Source organism: Candidatus Zixiibacteriota bacterium, from assembly GCA_014728145.1.
In the GTDB taxonomy this organism is placed as follows: domain Bacteria; phylum Zixibacteria; class MSB-5A5; order JAABVY01; family JAABVY01; genus WJMC01.
The window spans coordinates 1-8,192 of the sequence record WJMC01000121.1 but is presented as its reverse complement, the minus strand read 5'-3'; the positions used below and the strand labels follow the sequence as shown (position 1 = coordinate 8,192).

At 50.8% G+C, this 8,192-nt stretch carries 11 protein-coding genes and 1 tRNA gene; 2 read left to right on the top strand and 10 right to left on the bottom strand.

Annotated elements, in window-relative coordinates:
* From GF404_07300 to GF404_07255, 10 genes are all read right to left on the bottom strand, one after another.
* Positions 1 to 201 (bottom strand): 4Fe-4S dicluster domain-containing protein (locus tag GF404_07300; GenBank protein MBD3381985.1); only part of this gene is annotated, 201 nt, incomplete at its 3' end.
* The gene (locus GF404_07295; GenBank protein MBD3381984.1) at positions 198 to 986 is read right to left on the bottom strand and encodes a 2Fe-2S iron-sulfur cluster binding domain-containing protein; all 789 of its coding nucleotides are present in this window, start codon (positions 984 to 986) and stop codon (positions 198 to 200) included. The genes GF404_07295 and GF404_07300, both read right to left, overlap by 4 nt.
* A gap of 12 nt (positions 987 to 998) precedes the next feature.
* Complete coding sequence (locus tag GF404_07290) at positions 999 to 2,852, bottom strand: 4Fe-4S dicluster domain-containing protein (protein MBD3381983.1); 1,854 nt, start codon at positions 2,850 to 2,852, stop codon at positions 999 to 1,001.
* Entirely contained in the window at positions 2,849 to 3,319 is a 471-nt protein-coding gene (locus GF404_07285; GenBank protein MBD3381982.1) for an NAD(P)H-dependent oxidoreductase subunit E, read from the bottom strand. Before GF404_07285 ends, GF404_07290 begins: the two co-directional genes overlap by 4 nt.
* Positions 3,316 to 3,879, bottom strand: a complete 564-nt coding sequence (locus GF404_07280) for a 2-oxoacid:ferredoxin oxidoreductase subunit gamma (protein ID MBD3381981.1) — start codon at positions 3,877 to 3,879, stop codon at positions 3,316 to 3,318. Before GF404_07280 ends, GF404_07285 begins: the two co-directional genes overlap by 4 nt.
* The gene (locus tag GF404_07275; GenBank protein MBD3381980.1) at positions 3,876 to 4,670 is read right to left on the bottom strand and encodes a 2-oxoglutarate oxidoreductase; all 795 of its coding nucleotides are present in this window, start codon (positions 4,668 to 4,670) and stop codon (positions 3,876 to 3,878) included. The genes GF404_07280 and GF404_07275 overlap by 4 nt, the downstream gene beginning before the upstream one ends.
* A gap of 15 nt (positions 4,671 to 4,685) precedes the next feature.
* Complete coding sequence (gene vorB, locus GF404_07270; protein ID MBD3381979.1) at positions 4,686 to 5,753, bottom strand: 3-methyl-2-oxobutanoate dehydrogenase subunit VorB; 1,068 nt, start codon at positions 5,751 to 5,753, stop codon at positions 4,686 to 4,688.
* A 23-nt stretch (positions 5,754 to 5,776) separates the two neighbouring features.
* On the bottom strand, positions 5,777 to 6,010 hold the full coding sequence (locus tag GF404_07265; GenBank protein ID MBD3381978.1) for a 4Fe-4S dicluster domain-containing protein: 234 nt from the start codon (positions 6,008 to 6,010) through the stop codon (positions 5,777 to 5,779).
* A 23-nt stretch (positions 6,011 to 6,033) separates the two neighbouring features.
* Positions 6,034 to 6,753, bottom strand: a complete 720-nt coding sequence (locus GF404_07260) for a hypothetical protein (GenBank protein ID MBD3381977.1) — start codon at positions 6,751 to 6,753, stop codon at positions 6,034 to 6,036.
* 515 nt (positions 6,754 to 7,268) lie between these two features.
* Positions 7,269 to 7,352 (bottom strand) — tRNA-Leu (locus GF404_07255).
* 139 nt (positions 7,353 to 7,491) lie between these two features.
* On the opposite strand from GF404_07255, the gene smpB reads away from it, so the two are divergent.
* Both smpB and GF404_07245 read left to right on the top strand, forming a co-directional pair.
* Positions 7,492 to 7,959 (top strand): SsrA-binding protein SmpB, encoded by a 468-nt coding sequence (gene smpB, locus GF404_07250; GenBank protein MBD3381976.1) that lies wholly within the window; start codon positions 7,492 to 7,494, stop codon positions 7,957 to 7,959.
* A gap of 23 nt (positions 7,960 to 7,982) precedes the next feature.
* Positions 7,983 to 8,192: hypothetical protein (locus GF404_07245; GenBank protein MBD3381975.1), on the top strand; the 210-nt coding region annotated here is incomplete at its 3' end.

The following is an 8,192-nucleotide window of genomic DNA, read 5'->3' as shown; positions in this document are numbered from 1 at the left end:
GTCCACCAGGCAGGATTTGGCACAGGCCGGGTCATCGCATTGCAGGCAGACCACCGGCACATACTGCTCATCGCCGACCGTTAAGGGATAGATCCGGCTTCGGCCAGGTTTGTCTTTTTGTTGATGGGTCAATGAACAGGCAAGTTCGCAGGTGCGACAGCCGATACAGAGCGAGGGAACTACCTTGAAGCGCTTCTTCATTTGCCCACCTCCTCTTTATCGGTCTCTTTCTTTTTGGACCAGTCCACCAGCTTTTTCATATTGACCGCGATCGCGCCACGTTTTTCAGAATCACCGCTTTGGAAATAATCCTCCGGGATGCCCTGATGTTCGATCAGATGCTCCGCGAAAGCTTTTGTGATAGTGGTGCCGTCTTTGGTTTCGATCAGTTCGAATTCACGGTCCCAGATTTTGCGCTTGTTGCCAACATCCTCGTACTTGATGAAATTAGTCGGACAGATATTTACACAGGCCAGGCAACCGACACAGTCGGGCGGAGCTTCGCGAAGCGGAGTGGCCACCTCGCGATCGTAACCGCGACCGGCAATAGAGATAGCATTGAAGCCCATCCTGGCGCACACCCGTGTGCATAAAGTACAAAGAATACAGTCGTCAGCATTTGGCCGGTTGGGAAAATCGGATATCGATATCCCGTATTCCTCGGCCATATTGCGAATAATTTCGGAATCAGGACAGCGTGCCAGAAGCAGATTCATGACCATCCGTCGAAGTTCCTTGACCTTGGGCGTCTCGGTTTTAACTATCAGTTTGTCTTCCACCGGGTACAGGCAGGCGGTCACATTGCCCTTCCAGCCTCCCCAGTTTTCATGGGTAATCTCGACCATGCAGAGACGGCAGGCGCCGAATGGTTCGACCGCCCGATGAGCACAGAGAGCCGGCACCTTGATGTTATTGCGTCGGCAGACCCTCAGCACTGTCTCGCCTTCTGTAGCCTTATACCATCTACCGTTTATCTGAATTTTCACGCCGGTACCTCACTATTTTATATCAATCGCATCGAACTGGCAAATCGCGTAACAGGCACCACAGCGGGTGCAAAGCTCTTGATCGATGACATGAAGTTTCTTCTTCTCACCGGTGATGGCATCAACCGGGCAGGGTTTGATACAAGCCAAACAACCGGTGCATTTATCGTTTATTTCGTAGGTAATCAACTCACGGCAGACACCCGCCGGACACTCTTTATCCTTGATATGAGCCAGGTATTCATCGCGGAAATAACGCACCGTACTCAAAAACGGATTGGGGCCGGATTTGCCAAGTCCACACAGGGAACCGGTGATGATATATTCCGAAAGATGTTCCATCATCTCGAGGTCATGCTCGGAGGCGTTGCCCTCGGTGACTTTGACCGCCAACTGCCAGAGCTGGTAAAGGCCTTCACGGCAGGGCACATCCTTGCCACAGGATTCATCCACAAGGAATTTAAGAAAATACTTGGCGACATCGACCATACAGGTACGATCATCCATCACGATCATACCGCCGGACCCCATCATAGAACCGGCCTTGGTGAGGCTGTCGAAATCTACCGGCTGATCGAGCATATCGGCCGGAAGACATCCACCCGAAGGCCCCCCGGTCTGGACCGCCTTGAAGGCGCGGTCGTCCTTGATACCCCCGCCGATATCATAAATGATTTCGCGCAGGCTGGTACCCATCGGAACCTCTATCAAACCGGTGTTTTCGACCTTACCAACCAGCGAAAAGGCCTTGGTACCGGTCGACTTTTCAGTGCCTATATTTTTAAACCATTCACCGCCTTCATTGATAATCAGCGGTATGTTGGCGAATGTCTCGACATTGTTGAGGACCGTCGGTTCATCCCACAAACCCTTGACGACAGAATGAATATACTTGGCACGCGGCTCACCCACATCGCCGGCAACCGACTTCATCAAAGCCGAGGACTCGCCACAGACGAAAGCTCCTCCGCCACGGCTGATATGTATATTGAGCGAAAAGTCCGTGCCCATGATATTGTCACCTAAAAGGCCATGTTTTCCAGCATCCTCGATAGCCTGGTAAAGATGCATGACAGCCAGGGGATATTCCTCGCGAACGTAAATATAGGCGTCTTTTGCACCCACGGCATAGGCGCAGACGATCATCCCCTCCAGCACCGCATGCGGATCGCCTTCCATAATCGAACGATCCATAAACGCGCCCGGATCGCCTTCATCGCCGTTGCAGATAACATAATGTGTATCTGATTCGACTTTGCGACAGGTCTCCCATTTGCGGCCGGCCGGAAAACCACCGCCACCACGTCCACGGATATGCGATAACTTGACCTCGTCGATCACTTCCTGCGGAGTCATCTCGGTCAGCACCTTGGCAACCGCGGAATAACCGCCGGTGGCGACATAGTCCTCGATCGAATCGGGGTCGATATGTCCCAGGTTACGAAGCGCGAGGCGCATCTGTTTTTTATAAAATGGAATCTCTTTATAATCTTCGATCTTCTTCTCGGTTTTGGGATCCGTGTAAAGCAGTTTTTCGACCAGCTCGCCCTTTTGGAGGGTCTTTTCGATGATGTCCCTGACATGAGCCGGTTTGACCTTGGTGTAAAAAATCCCTTCCGGTTCGATCACCACCAGGGGACCCTTTTCGCAGAGGCCATGACAACCGGTCTTCTTCACAGCTTCCAGGCTGAAATCCCTGACATTCAACTCATCGAGTTCTTTTTCGAAGCGGTCATAAACATCGCGGCATCCGCAAGCCAGGCATCCCGGCCCGAAACATATGATCACTTTCTTTTTATACTGCTCCTGTTTTTTCTGGCACTCTTTCTGCCACTGGGCCAGCTTTTCGGGAGAATCTATCTTCATTTCAAGGTCCTTTCGAGGTAACGACGCATCCGATCCGGTCTGACATCGGCATAATACTTGTCATCGATAATCACCACCGGAGCCATGGCGCAAGCGCCGACACAGTTGACCACTTCCAGGGTGAACGACAGATCTTCTGTGGTCTGGCCGGGCTTGATCTTGAGAAATGTTTCAGCCTGGTCCAGTGCCAATGGCGCGCCTTTGATATGGCAGGCTGTCCCCATGCAGATCCGGCAGGTATGTTCACCGCGCGGTTCAAGCGAAAAAGCGTTGTAAAAAGTCGCCACGCTGTAAACTTTGGAAAGAGGTATTCCCAGGGCCCTGGAGGTTCCCTTGATTCCCTCGGGCGGAAGGTAATGAAACTCGCGCTGGAGGTCCTGCAGGATCGCAATCAATGAACGGGGTTCCTGCGGATGACGTCCGATAATCTCGTCGACTTTGCTTTGATCTATTTCAACTGTCTTCATACCGTCTGCTTCTCCTGTCTGGCTTTGACTCCCAGGTCGTAGCCTTCTTCAATCGCCTTGTAATTGATCTGAAGCAATTCTTTTTTGCGTCCCATCTTCTCACCCAGCGTGTCGCGCAGATTCTTGAAATCGACCACCTCGGTAATACCGACAAATGTTCCCAGGATGACCATATTGATTACCTTGGGACTGCCGGCTTTGAGGGCGATATCATTGGCAGGTACCAGGACCTCGGTGATATCGTCGCGCTCACAACGGGCATCGATCAACGAACTGTTGATTATCAAAAGACCGCCCGGTCTGATCATCGGGGCAAACTTGGTCATAGAGGGCAGGTTAAAAGCGCAAGTGGCCTGGGGATGGTTGATGATCGGTGAACCGATCCTGGTGTCCGACACGACGACAGTGCAATATGCGGTTCCGCCTCTCATCTCGGGACCATACGAGGGGATCCAGGCGACATGCTTGCCCTCGTTAATGCCGGTGTAGGCCAACAGCTGTCCGGCTGTCATGATGCCCTGTCCGCCAAAGCCCGCGAATTTGACTTCATACTGGCTCATCTGGCGTCCTCCTCTTCGGGCAGTTCGACTTCCGGTTCATCATAATAAGTATCCTTAAAACATCCCAGCGGGTAATAGGGAAGCATATTCTTGATCAGCCATTTCGTGGATTCAGCCGGGGTCATCCCCCAGTTAGTCGGACAGGTCGACAGCACTTCCACGAAGGTGAACCGTTTACCCTCGAGCTGGTTTTTGAAGGCCTTCTTGATCGCTTTTTTGGCCTGCACCACCAGGAGCGGTTCATGCACCGCGACCCTTTCGATATAAGCCGGTGTACGCAGAGTCGCCAGCATTTCACTCACCCTGAGCGGAAAACCGGCCGAGCTCACATCGCGGCCAAATGGTGAAGTGGTAGTGACCTGTTTGGGCATCGTGGTCGGTGCCATCTGCCCGCCAGTCATACCATAGATGGCGTTGTTGACGAAGATCGTGGTGATCTTCTCACCACGGTTGGCGGCATGGATGATCTCGTTGGTGCCGATCGACGCCAGGTCACCGTCACCCTGGTAGGTGAAAAGAATCAATTCCGGGTTGACCCGTTTGAGACCGGTCGCCAATGCCGGCGCGCGGCCATGCGGCGCCTCCAGAAAATCGGTCTTGAAATAATTGTATATCAATACAGAACATCCGACCGGAGCCACACCGACAGTTCTGCCACGGATGCCCAGCTCGTCGATCGATTCCGCCACCAGGCGGTGAATGATCCCGTGGGTACAGCCGGGGCAATAATGCGTGACATTGTCGGAAAATGATTCGGGTCTTCTAAATATTTTAACATCAGCCTCAGGCATAACAACCTCGGTAATCTATTTTTTGAGAATTTTCATGATTTTATCTTTAACTTCTTCGGGTGAGGGCACGATTCCGCCGGTACGACCGTAGAAATCGACAGGCTTTTTACCCATCATTGCCTTCTCGATATCCTCGATCATCTGCCCGGTCGACATCTCAACTGAGAGTACTGTCTTGATATTGTCTTTGATGCCTTCAGCATGGATCTCTTTCTCCGGGAACGGGAAAAGTGAAATCGGTCGCAAAAGACCGACCGAAACACCCTCATCCTCGAGCTCATCGATCACGGTCTGGCAGATACGCGCCATGGTACCGTAGGAGACAATCAGGATCTGATTTTTGTCACTGACTTTGTATAGTTCGTAACGAACTTCCTCGGCTTTCATGCGCTCATACTTTTTAGCCAGCTCTAAGCTGTTGATTTCCAAAGCTTCCGGATCGAGGTGGAGCGACTTGATAATCCGATGAGGTCTGCCTTCGCATCCGGTAGTCGGCCAGTCGAGAGTCCTGGGATCGACCGGCTTTTTGAACTCATCCGGAAATTCAACCGCCTCCATCATCTGACCGATCATACCGTCACCAATCACCATCACGGGACCGCGGTATTTCTGAGCCATATCAAACGCGAGCATGACCAGGTCGACCGCTTCCTGCACAGTCGACGGGGCCAAAACCATCAGGCGATAATCACCATGTCCCCCGCCTTTGACCGACTGGAAGTAGTCCGACTGGGCCGGCAGAATTCCGCCCAGACCGGGACCGCCGCGCATGATATTGATAAAGACCGCGGGCAGATTGGCTCCGGCGATATATGATATCGCTTCCTGCATCAGGCTGATACCGGGGCTCGATGATGTCGTAAACACCCTCTTGCCAGAAGCCGCGGCGCCGAAAATCATATTGCCGACACCGACTTCCGATTCGGCCTGCACAAACACCCCGCCCACCTCGGGCAGACGCTTGGCCAGGTATTCTCCAACTTCACTTTGAGGGGTAATCGGATACGCGAAATAATAGATACCGCCGGCGCGCACCGCCGCCTCTCCGATCGCCTCATTACCTTTCATTAAAACTTTTGCCATAATAAACGCTCTCGCTTACTCGCTTAATAGTCAAACAGGACAAACCGGGTTCCATGAGTGTGTACTTCGATAGCCGCGTCAGGACATGTTATCGCGCACAGGCAACAGCCGATACAGCGCGAGGGATCATGCACCCGGGCATAAAAATAGCCCCGCTTGGTGATCTCTTTCGACATCGAAAGGATCTCCTGGGGACAGGCCTTGACGCACAACTCACATCCCTTGCAGTAGTTCTTGTCGATTGTGATTCCGGGCATATATACATCCTCTTGAGCAGTTTCTATTTCTGCTCAGCTTTCTTGTTTACTTCCCATGGTTTGAGCATAAATCTCTCAAGTGGTAAAACCGGACAATCCAGGTCCTCCGGGTCGATCCGCTTTAAAACATCTTCCTTGGCAGATACAAATCTGACCTCGAGATCGGTTTCGCGCCCGACCTCACGAGCCAGCTTCAAACCATCCAGCACTGTCTCCGGCGTGGTCTCATCGATCAGGTGAGTATTCGAGACCAAACCAGTAAACCTTAAACGGCTGGCCGCTTCGATCTGTTTGAGCATCTGCACAGACGACTGAAGATCTGAAGTGAAGGGACGATTCTTGTTTAAAACCATCAGCATCTCGTAGTCATCAGCCGGAAAAGAACCCGCCAGTGAACTGACCACCCGGGCCCCGACATCATCCCCCCCGACATCCAGGACAACCCGCTGTTCATCGCTTTCCACCGCTCCTTTTACCTGTGGGACGATAATCGGCAGATCGGCAGTGCCCTGCTCCCCGGCTGGTGAAATCACTTTTACTCCCAGCACGGTCAAAGGCATTACTGCTTCACGGGAACGAAAATAAGGATTGACGATATCGAGGTCGACTATGCTCAGTGGAAGGTAACCGTATTTGGCTAAATAGGAGGCGAAATTGACTGCAACTTCTGTTTTGCCGGAACCATAGCCACCGACAAACAGAAGCTTTTTCTTGTCCAGTTCGATCAGCCTGTGTTCTGCCATCTGCTACCGCCGATAATGTTACCTTTTTCACATTCAGAGATATATACGATACATTATAAGCCTATATTAGTCAAGATATTTACAAATTATTTTAGCATGCAAAACAGTACCGAAAACTACCCTTTTCGGTAAATCATACTCCGTTTTGGCGGAGACTTCAGCCACCCGAAATGCGCACGGTAAAGAGTTGTGGTAGAGCGGTTTGTGAAATTTAATTATTTTTAGATTGAATCAGCCCCGTAACATTTATTTTAATACTTTTTTAACAAAAGTATAATTCGTAACTTACAGGAAAGAATAGATTCGAATTATGCTAACTGATAGGGCGGAACCGTAAAGATGATATCCAATCATGAAAAAACTACCCGCTTTCGCAATACTTCGGTCGTCGGAAAAATACAGCAAAAAGATACTTACCCGCCACAGGAAAAAATTTTAGTGCTTTGATTCGACACTATCGGTTCCGCCTTTTATCTTCTTTCGATGCTTAAGTGGCCAAACATGGCATAAAAAAATGCCGAAGGCGGGATTTGAACCCGCACGTCCTCGCGGACACTGCGCCCTGAACGCAGCGCGTCTGCCAGTTCCACCACTTCGGCAACAAAACCTGCTAATTTTTCGTATCGTCAATATATGCGCTACTTTTATTTTTTCAAGCGAAATTTAAATTAAATGCAGAAAACCAAAAGCCCTGATTTAAATTGACTTAAATGAATGAGCATGGTATAAATACAGCTTATGGCCGAGGATCAATCAAACATAAAGGTAATCACGACCAATCGCAAAGCCTACCATGAATACCATATTCTGGAGAAGTTCGAGGCCGGTCTGGAACTGAAAGGTGCCGAAGTGAAATCGATTCGGCAGGGCAAAGTTTCGATCTCGGAGGCGTATGCCGCGGTGGAGGACAGCCAGGTATGGGTCCATTCCATGAGGATCAACCCGTACGAGCAGGCCTCGTTTGAAAAACATGATCCCGACCGCAAAAAGAGGCTATTATTAAATAAGCGAGAGATCCGCAAACTGCGTACAAAAACACTCGAGCGCGGGCTGACAATCGTACCCCTGAGACTATACTTCAGGGGCAAGTACGCCAAGCTCGAAATCGGCCTGGCACGGGGTAAAAAGATGTACGATAAACGTGAAGCCTTAAAGCGCAAGGATGATCAGCGCCAGATCCAGAGAGGTATGCGGGAACGCTACTGACTACTGCATGGTACAACCTGTATATGAGTTTTTACAAATTTTCAATAATACTTATGGCCTTTTTGGCGGTACTGAGTTCCGATTCCGGCCAGTGCGCGGAATACCACTACGATCAGGATGTCAAGCAGATCGGCCATATCCGCGAGGGGGAAGTCGTTTACCTCTCGCTTATGGATATCTCGGAAGCTTTCGGTCTCGATATTTCCTATGATCCGATGGCTTTCGAGGCTTTG

Excerpts from the sequence above, each read along its gene's own strand:
- GF404_07280 (MBD3381981.1), bottom strand. The coding sequence starts at position 3,879 with ATGAGCCAGTATGAAGTCAAATTCGCGGGCTTTGGCGGACAGGGCATC.
- vorB (MBD3381979.1), bottom strand. The coding sequence starts at position 5,753 with ATGGCAAAAGTTTTAATGAAAGGTAATGAGGCGATCGGAGAGGCGGCG.
- GF404_07265 (MBD3381978.1), bottom strand. The coding sequence starts at position 6,010 with ATGCCCGGAATCACAATCGACAAGAACTACTGCAAGGGATGTGAGTTG.
- GF404_07285 (MBD3381982.1), bottom strand. The coding sequence starts at position 3,319 with ATGAAGACAGTTGAAATAGATCAAAGCAAAGTCGACGAGATTATCGGA.
- GF404_07260 (MBD3381977.1), bottom strand. The coding sequence starts at position 6,753 with ATGGCAGAACACAGGCTGATCGAACTGGACAAGAAAAAGCTTCTGTTT.
- smpB (MBD3381976.1), top strand. The coding sequence starts at position 7,492 with ATGGCCGAGGATCAATCAAACATAAAGGTAATCACGACCAATCGCAAA.
- GF404_07275 (MBD3381980.1), bottom strand. The coding sequence starts at position 4,670 with ATGCCTGAGGCTGATGTTAAAATATTTAGAAGACCCGAATCATTTTCC.
- GF404_07290 (MBD3381983.1), bottom strand. The coding sequence starts at position 2,852 with ATGAAGATAGATTCTCCCGAAAAGCTGGCCCAGTGGCAGAAAGAGTGC.